Raw genomic sequence first — 25,437 nt, forward strand, 5'->3', positions numbered from 1 at the left:
TACTGTCCACGATAGTCAATATAGCATAAAAAATGCAATAATTCAATATTTATTGTAATTATTTTACTAATCTTCCTCCACATGAAAGCTTTGTACGACCTTCTCTCCCAGGAGCGTAAGGGCTGCACTTCCAAGCTCTATCTCTGCTCTATCACAGAGAAAACCGGGTTTACCTGTTCCATCTTCAACCGTTTCTATAAAATACTTATATAACTCAGATTCGGTATGTGTTGTATAGTCGTAACCCTGCAATGAAATATCATAATCTAAAGAAATCAATCCCTTTTCTTCTAACTCTTTTAAAACGTTACCTATTTTTTTAACAGTTTCCATACTATCCTTTAAAGTTCTTATATATACTGGAGCTAAACTGCTAAATCGTATGTGATGATTTTCACTGCTGCTCATCACAAATTCGCTAATTGGCAAGTAGGTAAATTCCTTTAATTCCAGTAAAATCTCTATTTCATCTTTGCTAAGGCTAATTGGTCCTTGTTCTTGCTTTGAACAACAGCCGCCACAATTTTCTTCCTGTTCATGACTATGCCCATGTGCGGTGCAGCTGCAGCCACAACCGTGTTCATGATGCGCATGCGATTGTTCATTAATTTCTTCGTTGTAACTCATCTTTGTTCTCCTTGTCTCGATCCAATAAAATGGGAATGCACTATTGTAGTATATATTATCACATTATTATTAGAAAAAACTCTCTTTTTTAGAATTAAGCAATTCTAAAGTTAGCTTAAGCTAACTTTAGATATATATTACCATGCTTTTTATTACAATGTCAATACACTCTAAAAATTAAGATTCAGCTATTCTGTGTGAACTTTAATGAAAATATTAATGCCCATTTTGGGAATAAAACAATTTAATTCTCAAAATGGACATTATTAAGTAATCTATGCTTTTTTATAAACAAACCAATATGCTATGCCGACAAAAATACCGCCACCAACTATATTGCCCAGTGTTACCGGAATCAGGTTATCTATGAAAAATCCACTCCATGTAAGCTGGTTTAAAGCTTCCGCGGAAATGTGTGATAATTCAACAAAGCTTTCATTAGCCTTTGCCATGATACCAGCTGGTATGTAATACATATTTGCCACACTATGTTCAAATCCCGAAGTTATAAATAACCATATTGGAAAAAATATGCCTAATATTTTTCCTGCCATTGTGTCTGCTCCATATGACAGCCATACAGCTAAACAAACAAGCCAGTTACACATAATGCCTAAATAAAATGCCTGCATAAAACTCAATCCCGTTTTATATGCAGCAATTTTTAAAGTAACTGCACCAAGTACATCTGCTCCGCTGGAGAACAAACCTGACTGATACATCATATATGCTATTAATAATGAACCGATTAGATTTCCTATGTATACTATAACCCAATTTCGAAGCATGGTAGTGACCTTTACTCTTTTCTCGCATACAGCTGCAAGAATTAAAGTATTTCCCGTAAACAATTCACCACCACAAAGGACAACCAACATAAGACCTGTCCCAAAAATAGCACCAGCTAAAACTTTTCCTAATCCATACGTGGTGGGCTGATAAAATAAATTGAAGGCGGCCATGTTTGAGCCTTCTGCCGCAAAAGCAATAAATGCTCCTGCCATAATACTTAAAAATAATAGCTTAAAAAAACGTCCACCTGATTTTGCCACTCCGGTTTCTATGGTGTAATCAAGTATCTCAGCGGGTTTTAACGGCTTCATTCTTTTTCCTCCATTTGTAAAATACAGTATACAAAATTTTAACTTAATAAAAATCCCGACATGCCGTCAGGTTATAATTCACACCCTATCAGTAGATAGGGGGGTATCCTGCTTCCGCTTCTGTCTTCCACTGCTAAGGAGGCTTGACATAAGCTGCAAAGACTCGGATTCCCAAGGTCACAGTGTAGGTTGAATTATAATACCTTAACAAACACTTCAGGATTTCTTGCATTAATATTATATGTTTATTATACTATTTCATTCAGATTTTGCAATAGGTATAGACTAGTATCTTTTGGAAAAACAATTAAAAATCATCTTTTAAATAATAATTACAAACCTTATCCAGCTCTGAAGAAAATTGATATAAGTTATCCTCAATTTGCTCTTGATCAAACTGGTCACGGTTTTCGTATATAGGTTGTATCAGTTCCTGCCATAAATTCTTTATGGTTATAAGCTGATCATAAATAAAATAATTCTCATTGTTGTCATAATCCGTTTCAATTTGCTCGATCTGTGATATATATGGTTGGAAATCTTTTAAACTATATAAAGATTCATCATACCATTGCATCTGATATGTATCATCGTAGAGCATTCTCAGATAACTTGTAATCAGACTCTCACTTCCCAAAGGACAGCTATCTATATTCTCTACAAGAGAACTATAAACAATAGGAGTCTCTGGGAAACTATAATCTGCTGTTTCTTCATATGCTTCATTAGTTTCCACATAACTATAATCGTCATGACTAGATGTGTTAACAAATGTTGTTATAAGAGCTAAAACAATCGTTATAATTAATCCTGCAATTTTAATTATACTGGTCTTCTCTTCTTTAGAAGAATTAGAGAATTGCCGAAAAACTTTTTCTGCAGAATCCTTTACTTTTTTTATATCTTTCAAGCCTAAATATTCTGGGTCTTGATTAGTATATGTATCTGATGTATTTATATTTTCACTTATCGTATTCTCTTTAGTCTGCCCTGAACCTTCTTGAGTATAATTATCATATAATTCTTTTAGCGTACTTCCTTTTTTCTTTATGGTATCTTTTAGACTTTTATTTATTCTAGTCGTTCTTGTTAAAGTAACATCTTGCTTATATTTGGGGAGGTATGTAGAAAACCTACTAAAAATGCTTATAAATTTATCCCAAACGGAAAGACTTTCATAAAATTCGCAAGCATAATGACTGTATTCAAGCTTAACAGGTCTGCCACAATGAGTACAAAATATGATGTTATTTCTTACTTCTTTTCCACAATGAACGCAACGCATAATGATTCCCCCTAACCCCGTAAAAAACGTATAAAATTATTATACCTTAAGTCATTTGATTAAACAATGATTATTAGAGTCTTCTCCTTCATTGTTATATAGACCAAGTAATGATATAATATCTATAGGATTACCATTGGGTGGTTAGTCACTTCCTTATAAAGGGGGTGATGCTATGGTTACATATGAAGGGCTTTTTGCCTATTCTCTTGTGATTGTTGGAATTATTTCCATTTGCATTACATTAATAATGCACAAAAAATAGCACAGCCACCTAAATTAGCATTTTAGATGGCTTTCTTTGAACTTTGTTTTTGGACTGACCACCATTGCAAAAGTGGTAATCCTTTTATTAATTTCATTATATGTAGTTTCTAGCTATTAGTCAACTATGTTTTAATGATATGCTATCTTTATTTTCAATCAAAATATTTTAACTCTAATTGAGGAAATTGCATAACTCCTCAATTACTAATTTATTAATTATATTTTACCTAGTAAAAACCCCTTACCGTATAGGAATAACCTAATCAATAAGGGGTGTATAAACATAATTATTCCATATTGCTACAAACAATTAAATCATTTGAAATTCCAATTATTCAAATTCTTCTAAATCAAGTGAACAATTGTGGTGAACTTTCTGAACGTCATCGTTATCTTCTAATATGTCAATCATCTTCTTAAGTTTTTTGATATCATGTTCATCTGTAGGGGCACTTTCCATGGAAGGCACATATTCAATATCTGATTCAATCAATTCATAGCCTGCTGCTGTCAATGCACTATGTACATCTGTATATGCAGCTGGTTCAGTTTGGATTTCAAAAGAATCTTCATGAACAATCATATCCTCTGCTCCAGCTTCAAGAGCAGCTTCCATAAGAGCATCTTCATTTATATCACCAGTATTTTCGATGATAATGACACCTTTTCTAGCAAACATATATGATACGCACCCTGGTGCTCCAAGGTTTCCACCATATTTATCAAAAGTTGATCTTACTGCTGCGGTAGTTCTGTTCTTGTTATCAGTTAACGCTTCAACTATAACAGCAACTCCTGCTACACCGTATCCTTCAAAACTTAATTCTTCATAAGTTTCACCTTCAAGTTCTCCAGTTCCCTTTTTGATAGCTCTGTTAATAGTATCATTTGGCAGATTAATGCCTTTAGCTTTTTCTATTGCCACTTTCAGTGACGCATTGTATTCTGGATCTCCACCGTTCTTAGCTGCTACTGTAATAGCCCTAGAGTATTTTGTAAATACCGCAGCTCTTTTTGAATCTTGTGCTGATTTACGTCCTGCGATTGTACCGTGTCTTCCCATGGAGACACCTCCTAACTTCTTTAAATTTCGACTCAGCCATTATACTACTTTTTCACCTGAATTGCAATCCGACTTTTCCATATTTTTATACGCAGTGGCCATCATAAGTTTAATTCGGTTTAATTGGTTAACCTCACTGGCCCCTGGATCGTAATCCACGGCTACAATATTGGCATGGTTATTATATTTTCTTAATGCTTTCATCATTCCCTTTCCAGTCACATGGTTAGGAAGGCAGCCAAAAGGCTGAAGGCATATAATATTATTGACACCGCTATCAATAAGCTCCATCATTTCCCCAGTAAGAAGCCAGCCTTCTCCACATTGATTTCCTAAAGAAATTAGTTGTTGGGCTTTTTGAGCAGTTTCTTCAATATAGTTTGGACCCCTAAACCGTTTGCTTTGGTTTAATGCACATCTTGCTGGCTCTCTAAGCTTTTCAATTAACTTTATTGCTAACTGATTTGCCACCATAGTACTGTATTTGCCAGCTAAATGTTTAAAATTAAATTCTTTACTATGCATACCATATAAGAAAAAGTCAATTAAATCAAGAACGACTGCTTCTCCGCCTTCGTTCTCAATAATACGAACAATGTCATTATTGGCAGTAGGATGATATTTAACCAGAATTTCGCCTACTACACCAACTTTTGGCTTTTTTATATCCTGAAGTGGTAAATTATCAAAATCATACACGATCTGTTTTATTATGTGTTTGAAGGACATAATACTGCCATTTCTTATATTTTTATAAATAACATGTGACCATTTTTCATAAAGATTATCTGCAGAGCCAGGCACTTCTTCATAAGGTCTAGTTGAATAGAGCATACGCATTAGCGTGTCACCATATATAGCACCCAGTAAAATCCTCTTAATCATGGGCATGGTTAACTTAAAACCACTATTTTTTTCAAGCCCCACCATATTGAAAGATATTACAGGTACCTGTTCCATTTTTAAGTCTATTAAAGCTTTACGTAATAATGCCACATAGTTACTTGCTCTGCATCCACCACCTGTCTGAGACATGAATACTGCCGTTTTATTTAGATCATATTTACCGGATTTTAATTCCGAAATAATTTGACCTAATGTAACAATAGTTGGATAACAAGCATCATTATTAATATATCTTAAGCCTTCATCTACTGCATTTTTATCAACGGAAGGAAGCAATCGAACATTATATCCACACTTCTCTAAAGCGGGTGCTATAAAGTGAAAATGAATTGGAGACATCTGTGGAATTAGTATTGTATAATCCTTACGCATTTCTTTAGTAAATACTTTTCTGACAAACTTACTTTCACAATCAATATGCCTTATATTGCTCTTTTCTCTTTCTTCAATGGCTGCTTTAAGGGAACGTATTCGTATTTTTGCTGCACCCAAATTTGAGCCTTCATCAATTTTTAAAACAGTATACATATTATTACTGTTTTTCATGATTTCCTCTACTTGATCTGTTGTTACAGCATCAAGCCCACATCCGAAAGAATTTAACTGCACAAGCTCAATATCATCATCTTTGCTTGCTACTAAAGCTGCTTTATAAAGTCTTGAATGATACATCCATTGATCCAACACTCTAAGCGGCCTGTTTAGCTTTGCCAGATGTGCAATCGAATCCTCTGTTAACACAATCATATCAAAAGATGAAATTAATTTATCAATTCCGTGATTTATTTCAGGATCTAAATGGTATGGTCTGCCCGATAAGACGATACATTTTTTACTATTTTTTTTAGCATATCTTATGGCAAGGGCCCCTTGTTTCTTTATATCATCCTTAAATGTTTTATTTTCTTTTCTACCTTTTTTTACAGCTTTTACAACTTCTGCATAAGTAACTCTTAAATGTTTTAGTATATTATGCAGTTCTCTAATTAAACTTTGGTCATCATCATAAGGTAAAAATGGATGTGTAAAAGTCACATCATGCTCTTCAAATATTTCGTCCATATTTTTGCCTATTACTTCAGGATATGTAGCAACAATTGGGCAGTTATAGTGATTAGGAGCCGTTTCATCTTCGTTTATTTCATAGTTAATACTAGGATAAAATATCCATTTGACTCCCTGCTCTACCAGCCATTTTATATGACCGTGAACCATTTTGGCAGGATAACATGCTGTATCAGAAGAAATCGTATCCATTCCATGTTCATACATAGTTTTTGAAGATGGAGGCGAAAGAACTACCCTGAATCCTAAACTTGTAAAGAAAGTAAACCAAAACGGATAATTCTCATACATGTTAAGTACTCTTGGAATTCCAACAACTCCACGTTTTGCATACATATCTGCAATGGGCTCATATGCAAAGAGTCTTTTATATTTATATTCATATAGATTAGGAAGCTCATTTGCACTTCGCTCTTTACCTGCTCCCTTATCGCATCTATTTCCCGTGATAAACTTGGCTCCACTATTAAATTTATTTATAGTGAGTAAGCACTGATTTTCACAGCCGTTACATCTAGTATGAGTATTTCTGACTGTAAAAAGTTCCATATCTTCAAGTTTAATAATGGAAGATTCTGTTCCTTTTACATAATGTTCTTTAGCAATAAGCGCAGCGCCGTAAGCTCCCATAATACCTGATATATCTGGTCTTACAACTTCCTTCCCTAAAATTTTCTCTATGCTCCTAAGAATTGCATCATTTAGAAAAGTGCCACCCTGAACGACTATCTTTTCACCAGCTTCATCTGTATTTCTAAGTTTAATCACTTTATAAAGTGCATTTTTAATAACTGAATAAGAAAGTCCTGCTGAAATGTCACCAATAGTTGCACCTTCCTTTTGCGATTGTTTTACCTTTGAATTCATGAATACTGTACATCTGGTACCTAAATCTACTGGCGCTTTGGCAAAAATAGCCTCTTTGGCAAAAGCCTTTACATCCATGTTAACAGATTTAGCATACGTTTCAATAAACGAGCCGCAACCAGAAGAACATGCTTCATTAAGCATGATATTATATATAGAACCGTCCCTTATTTTCATGCATTTCATATCCTGCCCGCCAATGTCTAAAATAAATTCTACACCTGGCAAAAAAGATTCTGCTGCTTTGTAATGTGCTATAGTCTCTATTTCCCCTAAGTCAACTTTAAAAGCTGCTCGAATAAGTCCTTCCCCATAACCTGTTGCTGTAGCATTGGAAATTGGCATATTTTCTGGTAAAAGACTATACAATTCTTTAAGCATTGCCATAGTTGCTTCTAAAGGTCTACCCTCATTATTTCTATAAAAAGAATATAAAAGATTATTTTCACTATCTATTAATGCTGCTTTTGTTGTTGTTGAACCCGCATCAATCCCTAAAAATATGTTTCCCTTAGCTTTTTTTATATCTTTACGTTTGATTCGATCTCTGTCATGTCTTTGTATGAATTCATTATAATCATTTAAGTCTTTAAATAATGGGTTAGTCAGCTTTGTTTCGGATAACGCCGATGCATCAACTTTTATTAATGCATGAAATATTTCATCAATATTCTTAACTTCATATTTCTCAGCAATCAGAGCAGCTCCAATAGCAACAAAATACTGTGAATCTTCTGGGAAAATCACATTTTCTGGTTTTAGCTGTAATGTTTCAATAAATCTAGTTCTAAGCTCTGATAAAAACGAAAGCGGCCCACCTAAGAAGGCTATATTTCCTTTAATAGTCCTGCCACAAGCCAGCCCACTAATAGTCTGATTAACTACTGCCTGAAAAATGGATGCAGAAAGATCTGCTACACTTGCACCTTCGTTAATTAAAGGCTGTATATCAGTTTTAGCAAAAACACCACATCTCGCAGCAATGGGATAAATTAAAGTATGATTCTTGGCAGCCTCATTAAGCCCACCTGCATCAGTATTTAATAATACTGCCATTTGGTCAATAAAGGAACCTGTACCACCTGCGCAGGTTCCGTTCATTCTCTGCTCAATAGTAGCACCGTAAAAAGTTATTTTGGCATCTTCGCCACCCAGTTCAATAGCAACGTCAGTGTCAGGAATCATTGTTTCAACAGCTTTACTGCAAGCAACAACCTCTTGCTCAAAGGGAATATTTAAAAGTTGAGAAAGTGCTAATCCTCCCGAACCTGTAATAGTCATATGTACTTCTGTATCCCCATATTTATGGTGAAGTTCTCCTATTAAATTTGAAACCTTTTCAAAAATATTAGACATATGTCGTTCATATTTCTTAAACAAGATATTATTATTTTTATCCAAAAGGATAATTTTGACTGTAGTTGAGCCAACATCAATACCTAATTTCATATAAATAATGCCCTCCACGTTGTTTGGTTTTACCCTATATTAAAGATGTATTATATCACAAATATAGCAGAATAAAAACCAACAAATTTTATCAAATATATACTCTATCATTGATAAATCACTTCATATTTTATATTCATTGACTCCCTGTCATTTGAGTCCATTTCTACTAAATCAAAAATCAATGTGTCTTTAACTAGGTGCTTCCATACAGTATACGTTGCTTTTATAAACTTTTTGTTTAGTTCTATCTTTTCAGAAATCAATGGACAAGAATAGGGTAATTCTGAAGTAGACAATATTAATTGTAATTTTCCTTCCTCAGAAAAGTGAGGGGCTAATGGGAAAAATCTACATTGTAGTGGTCTAGCTTCTCTAGGGCAGACAGGTGGTGTCTTACATCTGACAAAATATACCTTTCCAAACCATGAATCTGGAAAATCGTAGTCTTCTGCATATTCGACACTCCATTTTAGCCAATCCTCTTTCATTGTAAACAGCTTTTCTTCACCTGGAAGCAGATAAATACCCAAATCATAGTCAAGGCCATCTTGGTCCATACTATCTCCACCACAAGTGCAGCAGGCAGCATTACAAAGTTTTCCACAGTCCCCTTGTATTGGTGATACCATATCAAGTAATCGATATATTGCCCTATAAGTTTTTTTCTTAATAATACTTTTCATATTCTCCCTTATCCTAATGGTTCTATTTCATTTTTATAAAGTCTCTTTACAAATATTACTGAATATATAATCCCTAAAATTTCTGCCAAAGGCCAAGCCCACCATACCAGTGAAAGCCCTCCTATTTTTATTAATACCCACACCAGCGGAACTATACCAATTAATTGTCTGATTAAGGCCTGCCACATACTTAATATTCCGTGTCCTGTAGCCTGAAATATTGTTGATGTTAAAATTCCAAAAGCAGCTGGAATAAAACATAAACAAATAATACGAAGTGCTGGTACACCTATTTCCAGCATATAATCAGATGCGCTGAATAACTTTAAAAGCTGTACTGGGAAGGCTAAAAATATAATTGTTCCTATTGACATAATAGCCATTGCAATCATGATTCCAACTTTATATGCTTTCATTAGCCTTTCTTTATTTCGTGCCCCAAAATTATATCCCATAATAGGCATAGCTCCCTGATTTAATCCAAACACAGGCATAAATATAAAGGATTGCAATCTAAAGTAACTTCCAAGTACAGCAACTGCAGTTTGGGAAAATGACAGGATCCCATTTATGCAGAAAAGCATTACAGAGCCAATTGACTGCATTAGCATTGCTGGAAATGCTACATTGTATATATCTTTAACGGTTTCCCAGTTAAACTTAAACCCTTTAATCTTAACTGTAACCTGATGTTTATGCTTAAATAGTAAAGTTAAACCAAAGCACATAGATACGAATTGACCAAATATAGTTGCAACAGCCGCACCTACAACACCCATCTCAGGGAAAATGCCAATACCAAATATCAGTAAAGGGTCAAACACTATATTTATTATGGCACCCGACAAGCTGCAAAGCATAGGCATAAGCATATTGCCTGTCGCCTGTAAAACTTTTTCTGTGTTTACCTGTATAAACACAAATAATGAAAAAAATGTAATTATCATAAGATACAAAGCACCATTTTCTACTATGTATGGTGAGTTTGAATATGCTGCCATATATGTATGTGAAAATAACATTCCAAATACCGCAAACACAATCCAGTTTATAAATGCAATTCTAAAACCATGGCTGGCAGCTAAATCTGCTTCTTCAAGTCTTTTTGCACCTAACCTTCTTGCTATAAGAGAATTAACTCCCACGCCAGTTCCAATTGCCACTGATATAAGTAACATCTGTATAGGGAATATAAGAGTAACCGCTGTAAGCGCAGATTCACTTATCATAGCTACAAATATACTATCCACTACATTATATAAAGCCTGTATCAGCATTGAAAGCATCGCAGGCCAGGACATAGTCAACATAAGCCTTCCAATTGGCATGGTTCCCATTTTATTTTCTTCTGTCATAAAGCCACTCCTTGTTTTTCTTTAGCCACACTTTTTTAGTGCAATATTTATAGGGAACGATAAATCGTTCCCTATTAGTTAAACATATTAATTAATGTTCCGGGTTAATAATGTTTTGGCAAAACTTTTACTTTATAGTAAACAATTTGCGTTAACCTTTAGATATTATACCATCAATTGCTGTTCTGTCAACTTTTTTCTAAGTAAGTCATTGTACTTTATCAACTGTAAACATTATTATCAATGCACCTAAAGCCGTAACAACTGTTGCAGTCATATTTAAAAGAGCTGCTCCACTTATATCTAGTATAAAGCCTCCTAGCATGCTGGAAATGACTGTTGTTGCAGTAATGGTCATAGTGAACAGAGCCTGACCCTTTACAGCCTCTCCACGATTCATAATCTCATCTATAAAATGAACCATTGCAGGAAGGAATAGAGCAAATGAAAATAATTGAAGAAATTGTGCTGCAAATATCATAGCCACTGATTGTGCCAAATAGCACATTCCAATTTTAAGAGCAAAGCATATAGAAGCCACTTTCAGCATGAACTGACAGGTAAACTTTTTTCGGAACCATTCAAAACAGAACATAGTAGGTATTTCTAAAAATGCCATTACTGCAAAAATTCTTCCCATATCTTCACTATTACCGCCTACACTAGTAACAATTTGCATCATAAAACTGTTCAGCACGGAATTACTGAAAAATACTCCTAAAACCCCCACATTTAAAATCATGAATATTTTATTTCTCTTTACAAATTCAATAAGATTTATTTCTACATCACTTTGTAAATCTTTATAATTTAGTGTATGCTCTACTAATGTTATATTTGATTTTTGGGCACTCTTAAAATGCATTTTAGTCAATGCAAGACTTAAAAGTAATAAAATCAGCACCACTTCTCCTGTAAGGGGTAAAGCCTTAACACCATATTCTTCAACTAAAGTGCCTAGTACGGCACATAAAAATGAATATCCAAGGGATCCCATGCTTCTTGCTATTCCAAAATTGATATGTATACCGCATTCTTGGAGTTTAAAGTTCAGTGAATTAAATAATGGTTGCAAAACCGTCAGCCATGCTACGCACAATATAAATATGACAGAAAGAGCTAAAGATTTTCGTTCTAAAACAAACAACCCAAAGGTCATCATCATTAAAAATAAAGTCATAAGCTGACTGATTCCAATTAATGATATTTTCTTTGACCTGTCTGCCAAATCTGCTGTTACAGGCTGCAGGAAAACGGCTAAAACATTTCCAACAGCCAGTATAATTCCAATCTCAGAATTTGAATAATTTTTTTCTAAAAGAAACACCGAGGCAAAGCTGCATATTACACCATAATACATCCAATACGTTCCGTGTATCGACGCATATTCAATATTTAATAGTTTCTTCATTCGTTTAATTCCTCTCTGATATTACAAAATCACTCAACTGGCTGCCCTCAAACAAATCAATAATTTCATAGTTATCATCAACAAAACCCTTTAGACAATTTTTAACCAGTAATCAAGTTTTGTTCAACAAACACAGCTGATTATACCTATACAATACTATCTAAAATCTTCTTTACTTGCTGTCATTGGTGCCAGGCTATCATTCATTTTAGACACCTTATCTTCATTAGTAAGTATGATTAAATAGTCGCCTGGAAAGATAACTGTATCGCCATTTGGAAGTATCTCCTGCTCCCCTCGCTTAACGGCGACCAATAGGCAATATGAAGGCCATTTTACTTCTTTTATTTTCTTACCATCAAGTTCTGATCCCATGCAAACTGCATATTCCAATATAGCCTTATTTCTCTGATTACCCATAGATTTTTTTTCTCCCTGATTGTGTAGCAGGTTTTCAAGTAATGATTCATATATAGGCTTTGAACCCAATAAATCTGCAACCAAATACGCAACGATAGATACTATAGCTAAAGAAAGCAAATGGCTAAAAGACCCAGTCATTTCAGTAATCAGAATAGTTCCTGTTATAGGGGCCCTGACTACAGCTGTAAAATATCCTGCCATTGCAAGAATTATAAAATTGTTTACATATATACTATCAAAGTTCACAAAATGTACTAATGTTAGGCCATAGATATTCCCTATCAAAGCACCAATAGCAAGTAACGGAAGGAAAATCCCTCCAGGTGCTCCTGAGCCATAACAAAACATAGTAAATATAAACTTCACAACAATTAAAATAAATAAAAATGTTAAAGCAAAATGTTCTGAAATTAAAGAAGTAATAAGATTATGACCACCGCCTAAAACTTGCGGCAACCAAAATCCAAGAAAAACTGAAAGAAGTAAAGGAACTATTATTCTCATTTCTTTTGGCAGCCAGGCTTGAGCTGCGTATAGCTTCTGAGTTTTTAGAAGCATCTTATTAAATACCACCCCTAAAAGACCTAATAAAACACCTAAAATAATTATATAAAAATATAATCTTAGCGGTAATATTTCCAGATTTTTAAGTGTAAAGACTGGTTTTAAGCCAAAGAAGCCACTAGCTACAAAATCAGCAGATAAAGCCGCTGATAAAGCTGAAATCATAACTAAAGGTGAAAAATTCTTATGTACCTCCTCCAATGCAAACATGACACCTGCTAAAGGTGCACCAAAGGCCGCTGACAATCCAGCGCTAGCTCCACTTGTTATAAGGTATTTTTCTTCAACTTTTACTCGTTTAAAAACTCCACTAAATCCTTGACCAACAGCTGCACCTAATTGAACTGACGGGCCTTCTCTCCCCAAGGAAAGCCCTAAACCTATTGAAAGAACCCCTCCAACAAACTTACCAATTATAACTTTCCACCATGTCATATTAAGCTTTCTAAGCAGAACTCCTTCTACCTGGGGTATTCCACTTCCGCTGATCATGGGCTCATATTTAACCGCTAAACCTACAATATATCCAATAATTATCAAAGCTACAATCCAAGGTAAAATAAGTATAGGTTTTACTGTTAAAGTTTCATAAACTTCAGTTAAAAATTCACCTGATAACTCAAGTGCATATCGGTATAATACAATTAATAGGCCTGTAATAATACCTACGCCCATTCCTTCCCATACAAGCTTTAATCTAAAGCTATTCCAATGAAATAACGTATTCTCAGTATTATGTTTGTTCTTTACTGCCATTTTATTTCCCCGTTACTAGATAAATAATTACTTTTATTTCATATTTAATTTATTAAAAAATATAATTTTACGTCTTGTTATATAATAACATAAATCAGAAAGGCTAAAACAAGAAATTCATATTTATTTGCAATAATTTACAAATAATGACTTCTTACTATTTGTAAATCTAAACCAAAATAAACATTTTATAACACAAAAACCTCCATATCGTGTACAAGTTCCACCCAATTTAGTGTGAAAAGCCTTGTCCATTATATAGAGGTTAGATGTTAAAAATGTTAGAATTTCAATTGTTTTAAATCATATGTTTTGGGCAAGTCTATAAGCCGGGTTCTGTATTAAACAATCATCTATCTAGGCGTACCATTACTGATACGCTCAAGCGACCTACCTACCGGGCAGCGACGGGCCGCCGCCTTTTGTGCCCTATTTGGTCTTGCTCCGAGTGGGGTTTACACGGCCGTTATGTCTCCATAACGCCGGTGAGCTCTTACCTCACCATTTCAACCTTACCACAGCCTAACTGTTTCGGCGGAATGTTTCTGTTGCACTTTCCCTATAGTTACCTACGCCAGACGTTATCTGGCACTCTTGCCCTATGGAGCCCGGACTTTCCTCGTGCATAAGCACGCGACTGTCTGGCTTACCCAAAACATGCTCTAGTATTATATCATATGACTATAAAAAGTCAAATGGATTTATATTGACTTCAGATTCAAAGATTTCAACCTTATCTCCCAATACATCTTTCAACAGTTTAGCCATATTAGGTACAAATATCTTCTCTGTTCCATAATGTCCTGCATCTATAACATTCATACCCATTTCTTTTGCCTTAATGGCATCATGATATTTAACATCACCTGTTATAAAAAGCTGGCATCTATTTACTGCTGCTATGTCAATCATATCAATGCCGGCACCTGTGCAAAGTCCGATTTTACTAATCACATTTTCTAAATTTCCTATTACTTTAATTTCATTGGTCTGCAAATTTAAAATATTTTTTAAATCACTAATGAGGTCTTTTAGCTTCATCTCTTTTGGTAATTCACCAAGTACTCCAATATAATTATCACCAAACTCTTGAAAATGCTTGATTTTTTTTAAATTTAGAAGCTGTGCTAAATAAAAATTATTTCCAAATTGTACTTTATCAAAGTTTGTATGTGCAGAAAAAACTGAAATTCCTTGTTGGATTAAGTCTATGGTGTACTTGCCTGTAATTTTATTATGGTCAACATTCTTAAAGGAAGAAAAATACAATGGATGATGTGTAACAATAAAATCAACACCTAAAATTTTTGCTTCATTTACAATTTCTTTTGTAATTTCAAGGGTTACAAGAATTTTATTAATTTGTTTAGATTCTAAATTTATCTGCATTCCACAATTATCCCAAGTCTCTGCCAACTGTATTGGTGCAATCTTTTCCATTGTTTCCATAAGTTCAAATTTGAAAATTCCCATATTAGTCACCTCTTTTCTCATATTTGTTCAATAAACTCTGAAGATATTTGATACGAGTTTCCGATAGGCAAACTTTTTCGTAGTCCATCAAGGTTGCTTTTTTTATATTTTCAAAGACATTCAATTCAACCTCTAACTTTTTTTCTATAAATTCAAGGGCTAAAGCTCCATTACTTATAAGTATTGATTCTGGAACCTCACATTCTATGTCTTCTGATTGTTTTTTTAGCTCTTTTTCTTCATCTTTTGGCAATTCTATAAGATTAGGATCATTATTTATTGGTTCAGCACCTATAATCTCGCAAATAAACTTGCCTTCTCTTACTATTTTTTCTTCTTTTATGTTAAATCCATTGTTTAACAACCACCATCTAAGCTTACCCTGACCGTTTCTTGGCTGCAAAATTATTTTGTTTAAACTCTTAGTTTTCACCAAATCTTGACCTAATATTTCGGTCATTAAGACGCCGCCCATACCAGCTATAACTACAACATCTACTTCACCATTTTCTAGAATCTGAATACCATTTCCTAACCTAAAGTCAAAATATTTTTTTACAATTTCTTCGTTATAATTCTGCATCTGAACATTATCAATTGCTTTTTGAAGTGAGCCGTTGCTTATATCCGCCAATATTACCTTTGGACTTTTTTTGCTTTCCCATAAAAAAATAGGCAAAAAACCGTGGTCAGTACCAACATCAGCCACGGTTTGTCCATTTTTTATAAGGTCAGCAATCATTTGTAATCTGTCTGATAGTTTAATCATCCTATTACCTCTAATCTGCCTTCTTTACTAATTTATTCTAAATAATCCTTTAACTTTTTACTTCTTGAAGGATGTCTAAGTTTTCTTAAAGCTTTTGCCTCAATCTGTCTGATTCTTTCTCTTGTAACATCAAATCTCTTTCCTACTTCTTCAAGAGTTCTTGCTCTACCATCTTCAAGACCAAAACGTAATTTTAAAACTTTTTGCTCTCTTTCAGTTAAAGTATCAAGTACTTCCACAAGTTGTTCTTTCAGCATAGAAAAAGCTGCTGCTTCAGCAGGTGCTGGAACATCCTCATCTGGGATAAAATCTCCAAGATGACTATCCTCTTCTTCACCAATAGGGGTTTCAAGTGATACCGGCTCTTGAGCAATCTTTAAGATTTCTCGAACCTTTTCCTCGGAAATATCCATTTCTTTTGCAATTTCTTCTGGAGAAGGTTCTCTGCCATATTCCTGAAGCAATTGTCTTGATATACGAATCAACTTATTAATCGTTTCAACCATGTGGACGGGAATACGTATTGTTCTTGCCTGATCCGCAATAGACCTTGTAATTGCCTGTCTAATCCACCAAGTAGCATAAGTACTGAATTTATATCCTTTTCTCCAGTCAAACTTATCTACAGCTTTAATTAATCCAAGATTCCCTTCCTGAATAAGGTCAAGGAAAAGCATACCTCTTCCTACATAACGTTTTGCAATACTTACAACTAGCCTTAAGTTCGCTTCGCAAAGTCTCTTTTTTGCTTCATCATCACCTTGCTCCATTCTTTTAGCAAGTTCAATTTCTTCATCAGCTGAAAGTAGTGGGACTTTGCCTATCTCCTTTAAATACATTCTTACCGGATCATCTACCGCAATTCCTTTAGGCAAAGTAGCTTCTAAATCAATTTCACTAGAATCATCAGATACTGAGATTATATCAACATCATCATTTTCATCTTGTTCTATAGAAAGAAGCTCAAATTCATCAGGATCAACCTCCGATATTATTTCTATTCCCATAGCAGTAAGTGAATCGTAAATTTCATCCATTTGATCCTTATTTAAGTCTATACCTTCTAAATAGTCTGCAACTTCCCTAAAAGATATTGACCCTTTAGCTTTTGCTTTTTCCGCAAGGTCTTGAACATAGTCCTTTTTTTCCATAGCGTTTCCTTCTTCAAAGCTCATTTATTTACCCCTTTCCATTTTCCTTTTTTGCAAATTCATTAGTTCTTCTGTTAATAATTTTATCATTTCCTGATTTTCTTCTTCATCGGCCATAGAAAGTCTCATCAACAATGAATTTTCTTTTTCTTTTAAGTCTTCTACTTCAATTTTATTTAAACTTTCCTGCAAAATCTGTTCTTCTTTGTCTGCCAGCTGTACATTATCAATAATATCTGATAGTACTATCATTTCATCTGTTTCCAAAGAATCCTGCAGTTTCATAACATCGAGTTCTTTCTCTTCTTTATAAAGTGAACTTACTACTGAAAAAAGCTTTTCCCCATAACTGGATTTAAAAGCATATTCAAATTGTGAAATAATTTTAAAGTATTCGTAATCAGTAATCATAAGTTTAATAAGATTCTTCTCAACCAATAACATTGAAGAATTGATTTCTTTTATCTTTTTTTCTTCTTTATCATCAAAGTGATTGTGAATTATCTGTTGTTCCTGTGTATTATTGCCATTTATTTCTAGTCTTATTGCATTTTCTGAGATTTTAATTTCAGAAGCTAGTTTTTTTATATGAATATCAGCTTCTATAGGGCTTAAATTCCTTAAAACATCCGCTGCATCCTTTAAAAAGTCAATACTTTCTTCATAGGAATCTAAATTATATTTTTTACGTAGTACTGAAATTTTATAATCTACAAAACCTAAAGACTTATCTACCAATTCTTTGAAAGCATCCTTCCCATGTTTTTTTACAAACTCATCCGGATCTTTTCCATCAGTAACATGCAATACCTTTGGCTTACACCCCTCCTTAAATAAGATATCAATACCTCTAAGGGCTGCTGCCTGACCTGCGCTATCAGCATCATAAGATAAAACAATATTTTTTGTATATCTTCTCAGCATTTTAGCCTGATTTTCCGTCAAGGCCGTTCCTAGGGATGCACTAACATTCCTAATACCACTTTGATACAAGGATATCACATCCATATAACCCTCTACCAAAATTGCACAATTCTCTTTACTTATATCCTGTCTGCTCAGATTTAAACCATATAAATTGTTTTTTTTCATAAATACTGTACTTTCAGGTGAGTTTAAATATTTGGGAGATGAGTCATCTATTGCTCTTCCTCCAAAACCAATGACTTTACCTCTTGTATTTATAATCGGAAATATTACTCGGTTTCTAAACTTATCATAAAATCTTCCCTTGGATTCTGAAACAAGTCCAAGTTCTTTTAATATTTTAACATCAATGTTTTTTGACATAAAATATTTATAAAGGCTGTCCCAATCTCCATCGGCATATCCTATGCCAAATTTTTTTAACGTGTTAGGCTCAATTCCTCTTTTTAACATATAAGTTAAGCCTGGATTCGAACTTTGACAGAAAGCCTTTAAAAAATATGTAGCTGCTTCTCTGTTTATTTGATAGTATAATTCTTTTTTTCCATCTTCTTTATAGTTATTCACATACTCAACGCCATATTCCTTAGCTAACTTCTCAACTGTCCCCGGAAAATCTAGATTATAATATTTCTTCACAAATTCAAAAACATCTCCAGTAGCTCCGCATCCAAAACAAGTAAAAATCTGTTTTGTTTCAGAAACAACAAAAGAAGGCGTCTTTTCATTGTGAAACGGACAAACTCCTTTAAAATTGCTTCCCATTCGTTTCAATGAAACAACTTGTCCAATAACATCAACTATGTTACACCTGCTTTTTATCTCTTCTGTTAAATTGTCATTAAAAGAATTACTCAAATCAATCACCGTCTATTAAAGATACTGCATAGTTATATATACGACATATTTAAGCAAATCCTTTTTTATTTTTTATTTTTTTGCTGTTTTTTTTTACTAATTAGCTTATTTCCATCCTTTAGGAATAAATATTTCATTATATATGTTTAAAGCATATCTATCCGTCATTCCTGCAACATGATCTTTGACTATTTCTGCAACTCCGTACTCTTCAATCATTTCCTGCCTTTCCGCAGGCAGCAGTTCAGGGTGGTCTAGATAATAATCATACAAGGAACTTATAATTGTCTCCACTCTATGTAAATCCTCATGTCTTTTTACCTTTTCATTGTGATAGACATTTTCAAACATATAGTTTCTCAGCTTATCCATATGTTCTTGGCAGCTATCTCCCATGGCGATTATCTGTTTATTATCACTGTTAATTATTATATCCATTACTAGCTTATTGATTCTCGCTCTATGGGAACTTCCTAGAACATCAATGCAATCCTGAGGTAAATCATCAAGCTTTATAACCCCACTTCTGATTGCATCATCAATGTCATGATTTATATAGGCAATTCTATCACTAAATTTAACAATTTGTCCTTCTAATGTAAATGGTCTGACTGGACCAGTATGATTTACAATTCCATCTTTAACTTCAGCCGTAAGATTCATTCCAAATCTGCCTTTACTGCCTTCTAGTACTTCTACAACTCTTAAGCTTTGAATGTTATGCTTAAATCCACCTGGATGTAAATTGTTTAAAATTGTCTCTCCACTATGTCCAAAAGGCGTATGTCCTAAATCATGTCCTAGAGCTATAGCTTCTGTTAAATCCTCATTTAAGCCTAATCCTCTTGCAATTGTTCTCGCAATCTGAGAGACCTCTAATGTATGCGTTAATCTAGTTCTAAAATGGTCTCCTTCAGGCGCAAGAAAAACCTGAGTCTTATGCATAAGCCGCCTAAAAGACTTAGAATGAACGATTCTATCTCTATCCCTTTGAAACTCTGTACGCACCTGGCACTTTTGTTCTTGTAACGCCCTTCCTCTGGACTCCGCTGACTTAGCAGCAAAAGACGATAAGTTCTCATATTCTTTTTTTTCTAAATCTTCTCTTGTAATCATATCACACCCACTTACTTACAAAAAACTTTATGATTTCTCATTAAAATTATAAAAATTTTCCTATTATAAAGGCTGCAATCCCACCTAAACACATGGTAATTGGCAATGTTACAATCCATGCAGTTACAATGCTTTCTGCAATGCCCCATTTGACAGCTGATTTTCTTTTAACACTGCCTGCACCCATAATAGCAGTAGTAATAACTTGGGTTGTACTAACAGGAGCACCAAAAGCTGACATAGTTTCAATAACTAGTGCTGCACCTGTTTGTGCGGCAAATCCACTGGCAGGCTGTAGTTTAGTTACACCACCACCCATAGTTTTCATAATTTTCCAGCCTCCAATTGAAGTACCAAAGGCCATTGTTGTCGCACAAGCCAATTTTACCCAGAGTGGAATTCCGCTGTTGCTATCTAAAACGCCTCCAGTTATTAATGCAAGGGTCATAATACCCATTGTTTTTTGAGCATCATTATTTCCATGAGAATATGCAATAAGTGCCGCTGATAAAATCTGTAACTTTAAGAATAATTTATTAACCCTTCCTTGAGACCAATTTACAAAAGCAATAAAAATAAATTTCATAAATAGGAATCCAAATAAAAACCCTATAATTGGAGAAGTGAATAATGGAATAATTACTTTTTCCAAAACACCAGACCAAACAACATGTTGTAAAGATGATGTATAAACAATAGTTGCACCTAATAATCCACCAATCAATGCATGTGACGAGCTACTTGGAATTCCTTTCCACCAAGTTATAAGGTTCCAGATAATAGCCCCTATTAAAGCAGACAGTATAACGTATTGTTCTAACTCAATATTTACTAACCCTTTAGAGATCGTTAGTGCAACTTTTTCACTTACTAATGCACCACAAAAATTCATGATAGCTGCAAGCAGAATAGCTTCTTTCGCTGTTAAGGCTCTTGTATATACAGAAGTTGCAATTGCATTTGCCGTGTCGTGGAACCCATTAATAAACTCAAATATTAATGAAAACACTATAACACATATTAGTATGCCACTAAGCCCACTAAGCATATTTCATTACCACACCTTCCATGATATTTGCTACATTTTCACAAGAGTCAAGGCTTGCTTCTAGCTCTTCAAATAAGTGTTTCCACTTTATTAATTCAATAGGATCTTTTTCTTCTCTAAATAGTTTAGCCAATGCTTTTCTGTAGATTACATCACCTTCGTTTTCTATTCTGTTAACCTCAATAATCTGTTCTCTTACAATTTGATTTTTTTTCATTTCTGAAAGATGTTTAAATAATACATCTAATTCTCTTATGCTCTGCATAATCAAATCTGCCATATATACAGCTTCAGGTTTGACAGCATGTACATTAAAAACTAAAAATCTGTTAGCAACTTCTTCTAATGAATCTACAATGTCATCCATTTCCCTTGTAACAGAATAGATGTCTTCTCTGTCAAAAGGGGTAACAAATGAACCGTTTAAAGCTTTAAGGATTTTATGAGCTTCCATGTCACATTCTGTTTCTAAAACCTTTATAGAAGATACTTTGTCCTCAACCTCCTCATAGTTTTTTACTAAATCCACAAAAGATTCTCCAGCTTTTACAATTTTTTCGGCATACTCTATAAATAATTTATAAAAAATATCCTCTTTCCTCTTTGCTGTAAGCATGATTTCCTCACTTTCATTATAATAGTTAAATTTATTACAAACATATAAAATTTATCTCTATCTTAATTATACGCTAAAAAGTGTAGTTTCTGTTAAGGCAATGTTAAATAACTGTAAAAAACATGTAAATTAGGCCTAATAAGGCCTTATTTATATCTTTTTTATAAAATTCATAATTGTTTTTGAATGGTATTTCCAAGTTCTTCATTTATAAGCTTCAAACATTCAATAACTTTTTCCTGAACATCATCACTAATAAACATTAAACTTTCTACCAAATTATAAATTAATGCTTCTTTATCTGCTGTACTAAAAGATTTAAGACTTTCATTTGCCTGCTGGTATACCATTTCCATTACATTACCTCCTTCTATTTCTCCACCCATCGTCATGAGCAAAACACATAAGAGCTAAAAGTTCATCATTTGGTATTTCTATTCCTGGCACAATATTTGATGGACTGAAATAACACATTTCAACTTCATCATGGAAATCTGATGGTAACCGATTTAAAGTAAGTTTTCCCACTTTGATATGAGGGCATGCACGTTCAGGCCATATTATAGTTTTATTTAAAATATCAAAATGAAATTCTTTTGCAGCATTTTCTGGAATAAGTTGTACTGATAACTCATATTCAGGGTAAATCTCGCCTTCAATAGCATTATATAAATCATTGGTTAAAGCATCAGGATCATATCCTGCTAAGAACTCTGCTTCTTGAGCTGAAATATTTTTATTCCCCATAAGTGGCAGCCACTGATATCTTACATAAAAAGTCTTGTCGTCTTGATTTCGCCATACGTATGTATTCACGCTGTATGACTCCATATATCTATAACTTTTTATAGTCCCTTTATTGGTAAAAAGCCACATAATCAAATGAAAAGATTCTGGATTATTGGCCATAAATTCCCAAAACCTCTGTCTATCATGAGACAAACCATTTTCTGGACGTAACGCATGATATAAATCTGAAAATTTTCCAGCTTCGTTTATGAAAAAGATAGGCATGTTCTGACATAATAAATCATAGTCTCCACCTTCTGTAAAAAACTTTACAGACATGCCTCTTATATCTCTAGCAGTTTCTGCCGAGCCCCTTCGTCCAAGCGCTCTGGAAAATCGAACAAAAACTTCCGTAGAGCCTTCCATTTTATTTAAAAAATCTGCTTTTGTGTAGTCGGAAAATGGCATATAAAGATTAAATTCGCCATAAGCCCCTACACCTTTTTCATGAAATAACCGTTCTGGCGTCATTTCCCTGTTCATTTCAGCCAGTTTATTGAATAAAAGAAAATCTGTCACAATACCACCCCATTATGTAATAGTATATGCAGCAGACCCTATTTTGTTTATAATGACCTATCCCAATTTATGAAGTAAATTGATGGAAGGTCAGATGCTGAAAAATCATGAACTCTAGTTCATAGAGTTTTATCGTAAAATGACCTATCCCAATTTGCGAAGCAAATTACAACTTGCCATCACGCATCATATATAGTACTGCATTGCAGATTGCAGCTGCTACATTACTGCCGCCCTTCCTGCCTGCTGCTACAATGTATGGCATCTGGGATGACATGATTAATTCTTTAGATTCTACTACATTTACAAATCCAACAGGAACGCCAATTACTGCCTCGGGGATTACTTTTTCCTCGCTAAATAGTTCATATAAACGCACCAGTGCTGTAGGTGCATTGCCAATTGCAAAAATTATAGGCCTTTCTAATAAAGAGGCTTTATCCATAGAAGCAGTCGCTCTGGTTGTTCCATTTTCTTTTGCTGTTTTTGCCACATCTTCATCCGACATATAGCAGAACACCTCACCACCAAAAGTCTTTAAAAGCTTTTTATTGATTCCTGATTTAGCCATCTGCGTATCAGTAACTATACAAGCACCACGGCGGATAGCCTCCGCTATCTTAATTACAACACCTTCAGAGAACTGCATGTTATCATAATAATCAAAGTCAGCTGAAGTGTGAATAACCCTCTTTACTATAGGTGCTAAATCTTCAGGTATCTTTCTGTCTCCTAGTTCTTCTGTAATGATTTCAAAACTACGTTTTTCTATATCAGCTGGTAATACTTTTTGTAATTCTATCTTCATCTTAAACTCCTTCGTTTAATATTCTGTAAATAGCTTCAATATCCATGTTTTCACGAAGCCCATCTGCAAGTAAGTCATACTGTCTTTCTTTATATGCTTTCACATCAAGACCTGAAACCGCTGATTCATCAAGTCCCTTATTTTTAAGTAACACTGAAACTATAGTTTTTACTACATTTTCTTTATCAAAAACGCCATGGATGTATGAACCATATACATTATCTTTATATAGCCCGGCCATTTCATTAGCCCCATCACCAGAAATCTCTGTTATTCTAGTTAAACTACTTATAGCACCCTGTTCTGATGCTTCCACTGTAGATTGCCCCATATGTATTTCATAGCCTTCTATTTCTACTCCCTCAAGTGCTGCAAAATACCCTTTACCATTTGTTACAAAGTGACCTTTTATCTGAGTCCTTGTTTTTTCTTTCTCAAATACAGTAGTAGAAGGTAATAAACCCATGCCCTTCAAGCTGCCACCATGTTCTACATTATACGGGTCTTCCAGCTGTCTGCCAAGCATTTGAAAACCGCCGCAAATGCCAAACACAGGCTTTCCTGATGATGCATGCTTTATAATTGCAGTTTCAAGACCACATTGACGCATCCAGAGTAAATCTTCCATCGTATTTTTAGTCCCTGGTATAATAATTAAATCAGGATTTCCAAGCTGCCCTACCGACTCAACATATCTTAGACTGACAGCATCTGAGTATTCAAATACATTAAAGTCTGTAAAGTTTGATATTCTAGGCAGTCTGATAACCGCAATATCAATTAATGCCACCTTATCCTTGCGGGTGAATCTTTCTGTAAGGCTGTCCTCGTCATCTATATCTACATGGAGATAAGGCACAACACCAACTGTAGGCACATGTATAATATCCTCAAGCATATCAAGTCCAGGCTGAAGTATAGTCTTGTCTCCTCTAAACTTGTTAATAATTGTTCCTTTAACCATAGCTCTGTCTTCTTCACTAAATAGGGTCATCGTACCAACTAAAGAAGCAAATACGCCGCCTCTGTCTATATCACCTGCAAGAAGCACAGGAGCTTTAGCAAGTTTGGCCATATACATATTTACTATGTCATTTTCCTGAAGGTTTATTTCTGCAGGACTGCCTGCACCCTCCAGAACAATAATATCATATTGTGATGCCAGTTTATCATAAGCTTTTTTTATTTCAGGAACCATATCACGCTTATGTTGATAATATTCCTTGGCATTCATATTACTGTAAACCTCACCATTTACAATAACCTGAGAAGCCATATCATTTGTAGGTTTTAAAAGAATTGGGTTCATAAGTACAGATGGCTCTATCCCAGCCGCCTCAGCCTGCACCACTTGAGCTCTGCCCATTTCAAGACCTTCTTTTGTAATAAAAGAATTTAAAGCCATATTTTGAGATTTAAAAGGTGCTACTGAATATCCGTCCTGCTTAAATAGTCTACATAATCCTGCAACCAGTAAACTCTTGCCTGCATTTGACATTGTTCCTTGAACCATTATTGCCTTTGCCATAAAAAACC

General features: G+C 34.3%; 20 protein-coding genes and 2 other RNA genes. All 22 read right to left on the minus strand.

Annotation, left to right across the window (positions count from 1 at the left end):
• Positions 1–66 precede the first annotated feature (66 nt).
• The 22 genes from RTW14_RS08505 to RTW14_RS08610 all read right to left on the minus strand — a co-directional run bounded on the left by RTW14_RS08505 (position 67) and on the right by RTW14_RS08610 (position 25,429).
• A complete protein-coding gene (locus RTW14_RS08505) occupies positions 67–627 on the minus strand; it encodes a hypothetical protein (RefSeq protein ID WP_312649471.1) in 561 nt (186 codons plus the stop codon).
• 275 nt (positions 628–902) lie between these two features.
• Positions 903–1,730, minus strand: coding sequence for a formate/nitrite transporter family protein (locus RTW14_RS08510; RefSeq protein ID WP_312649473.1), 828 nt, complete (start codon positions 1,728–1,730; stop codon positions 903–905).
• A 48-nt stretch (positions 1,731–1,778) separates the two neighbouring features.
• Positions 1,779–1,956, minus strand: a non-coding RNA gene (gene ssrS / locus RTW14_RS08515) — 6S RNA.
• An 81-nt stretch (positions 1,957–2,037) separates the two neighbouring features.
• Positions 2,038–3,015 carry a zinc ribbon domain-containing protein gene (locus RTW14_RS08520; RefSeq protein WP_312649476.1) on the minus strand — a complete coding sequence of 326 codons (978 nt, stop codon included), beginning with the start codon at positions 3,013–3,015 and terminating at the stop codon, positions 2,038–2,040.
• 598 nt (positions 3,016–3,613) lie between these two features.
• Complete coding sequence (locus tag RTW14_RS08525) at positions 3,614–4,345, minus strand: YebC/PmpR family DNA-binding transcriptional regulator (protein WP_312649478.1); 732 nt, start codon at positions 4,343–4,345, stop codon at positions 3,614–3,616.
• A 39-nt stretch (positions 4,346–4,384) separates the two neighbouring features.
• On the minus strand, positions 4,385–8,632 hold the full coding sequence (locus tag RTW14_RS08530; RefSeq protein ID WP_312649480.1) for an acyl-CoA dehydratase activase-related protein: 4,248 nt from the start codon (positions 8,630–8,632) through the stop codon (positions 4,385–4,387).
• Positions 8,633–8,739: 107 nt separating this feature from the next.
• On the minus strand, positions 8,740–9,318 hold the full coding sequence (locus RTW14_RS08535) for a hypothetical protein (protein WP_312649482.1): 579 nt from the start codon (positions 9,316–9,318) through the stop codon (positions 8,740–8,742).
• Between the two features lie 8 nt (positions 9,319–9,326).
• Positions 9,327–10,673, minus strand: coding sequence for an MATE family efflux transporter (locus RTW14_RS08540; RefSeq protein ID WP_312649484.1), 1,347 nt, complete (start codon positions 10,671–10,673; stop codon positions 9,327–9,329).
• Positions 10,674–10,881: 208 nt separating this feature from the next.
• Positions 10,882–12,084: an MFS transporter gene (locus RTW14_RS08545; RefSeq protein ID WP_312649486.1), complete on the minus strand. Its 1,203-nt coding sequence runs from the start codon at positions 12,082–12,084 to the stop codon at positions 10,882–10,884.
• Positions 12,085–12,240: 156 nt separating this feature from the next.
• Positions 12,241–13,827, minus strand: a complete 1,587-nt coding sequence (locus RTW14_RS08550) for a ClC family H(+)/Cl(-) exchange transporter (protein WP_312649488.1) — start codon at positions 13,825–13,827, stop codon at positions 12,241–12,243.
• A gap of 309 nt (positions 13,828–14,136) precedes the next feature.
• Positions 14,137–14,480, minus strand: an RNA gene (gene rnpB, locus RTW14_RS08555) — RNase P RNA component class A.
• A 28-nt stretch (positions 14,481–14,508) separates the two neighbouring features.
• Positions 14,509–15,300 carry a Nif3-like dinuclear metal center hexameric protein gene (locus tag RTW14_RS08560; protein WP_312649491.1) on the minus strand — a complete coding sequence of 264 codons (792 nt, stop codon included), beginning with the start codon at positions 15,298–15,300 and terminating at the stop codon, positions 14,509–14,511.
• Position 15,301: 1 nt separating this feature from the next.
• Positions 15,302–16,069, minus strand: a complete 768-nt coding sequence (locus RTW14_RS08565; RefSeq protein WP_312649493.1) for a tRNA (adenine(22)-N(1))-methyltransferase — start codon at positions 16,067–16,069, stop codon at positions 15,302–15,304.
• A gap of 32 nt (positions 16,070–16,101) precedes the next feature.
• The gene (gene rpoD, locus RTW14_RS08570) at positions 16,102–17,244 is read right to left on the minus strand and encodes an RNA polymerase sigma factor RpoD (RefSeq protein ID WP_312649495.1); all 1,143 of its coding nucleotides are present in this window, start codon (positions 17,242–17,244) and stop codon (positions 16,102–16,104) included.
• On the minus strand, positions 17,245–19,005 hold the full coding sequence (gene dnaG, locus RTW14_RS08575; protein WP_312649497.1) for a DNA primase: 1,761 nt from the start codon (positions 19,003–19,005) through the stop codon (positions 17,245–17,247).
• Between the two features lie 105 nt (positions 19,006–19,110).
• Positions 19,111–20,121 (minus strand): deoxyguanosinetriphosphate triphosphohydrolase, encoded by a 1,011-nt coding sequence (locus tag RTW14_RS08580; protein ID WP_312649499.1) that lies wholly within the window; start codon positions 20,119–20,121, stop codon positions 19,111–19,113.
• Between the two features lie 46 nt (positions 20,122–20,167).
• Positions 20,168–21,169, minus strand: a complete 1,002-nt coding sequence (locus tag RTW14_RS08585; RefSeq protein ID WP_312649501.1) for an inorganic phosphate transporter — start codon at positions 21,167–21,169, stop codon at positions 20,168–20,170.
• Entirely contained in the window at positions 21,162–21,785 is a 624-nt protein-coding gene (locus RTW14_RS08590) for a DUF47 domain-containing protein (protein WP_312649502.1), read from the minus strand. The genes RTW14_RS08585 and RTW14_RS08590 overlap by 8 nt, the downstream gene beginning before the upstream one ends.
• Before the next feature lie 170 nt (positions 21,786–21,955).
• Entirely contained in the window at positions 21,956–22,141 is a 186-nt protein-coding gene (locus tag RTW14_RS08595; RefSeq protein WP_312649504.1) for a catalase-related domain-containing protein, read from the minus strand.
• A 4-nt stretch (positions 22,142–22,145) separates the two neighbouring features.
• A complete protein-coding gene (locus RTW14_RS08600; RefSeq protein WP_312649506.1) occupies positions 22,146–23,093 on the minus strand; it encodes a catalase in 948 nt (315 codons plus the stop codon).
• Positions 23,094–23,259: 166 nt separating this feature from the next.
• The gene (locus tag RTW14_RS08605) at positions 23,260–23,901 is read right to left on the minus strand and encodes a precorrin-8X methylmutase (protein ID WP_312649509.1); all 642 of its coding nucleotides are present in this window, start codon (positions 23,899–23,901) and stop codon (positions 23,260–23,262) included.
• Position 23,902: 1 nt separating this feature from the next.
• Positions 23,903–25,429, minus strand: coding sequence for a cobyric acid synthase (locus tag RTW14_RS08610; protein ID WP_312649511.1), 1,527 nt, complete (start codon positions 25,427–25,429; stop codon positions 23,903–23,905).
• Positions 25,430–25,437: the final 8 nt, after the last annotated feature.

The sequence above is a fragment of the Aminipila sp. genome (genome assembly GCF_032051575.1).
GTDB lineage: Bacteria > Bacillota > Clostridia > Peptostreptococcales > Anaerovoracaceae > Aminipila.